Origin of the sequence: Mucilaginibacter antarcticus, assembly GCF_042686155.1 — a bacterium.
Classification (GTDB): Bacteria; Bacteroidota; Bacteroidia; order Sphingobacteriales; family Sphingobacteriaceae; genus Mucilaginibacter; species Mucilaginibacter antarcticus.
Genome location: NZ_JBHUON010000058.1, coordinates 1 through 510, shown reverse-complemented (window position 1 = coordinate 510; position 510 = coordinate 1). Strand labels below are relative to the sequence as shown.

1 protein-coding gene is annotated in these 510 nt (G+C 54.1%); it reads left to right on the top strand.

What is annotated here, in order from left to right; translation table 11 throughout:
• A partial coding sequence (locus ACFSYC_RS19640; RefSeq protein ID WP_377130573.1) for a M1 family aminopeptidase occupies positions 1–510 on the top strand: 510 nt, incomplete at both ends.

Here is a 510-nt window from a genome sequence, read left to right as displayed (position 1 = left end):
GTTTGACCGGCTTAACCCGCGATCTCACGAGTGGCTCAGAGACCAGCGCACTGCAGGTTCATCTCCAGGCAGTTACTGATACCCTCGAATGGTTTTCGGCTCAACTTACCCCCTATCCTTACAAGCAGTTATCCTTACTGTTTACGCCAGAATTCGGTCCCAGTGGTTATGCGCTGCCACAGGTTATTTTAATGTCGCATCGTCTGGCGGTTCGGGCGCGCCCTGCGACAGACGCTGGGTTTGACCAGCGTTATCGGCGAACGGCGCATGAAGCGGCCCATCAGTGGTTCGGGCATCAGATTGGCTATGGTGTGGAGGCTGATGGTTCTTTTTTAATAGAGTCACTGGCGAAATATGCCGAGCTGGTGCTGATTGAGCAGCGCTACGGTAAAGAGGCCATGCAATCGCTGGTGGACTATGAACGGCAGCGTTATCAGCACGCTTTACGGGGCCGGTTAACAGCCACCAGAGCCATTATTGATGCCTCCAGTTCGCCTGATGTGTATGCCA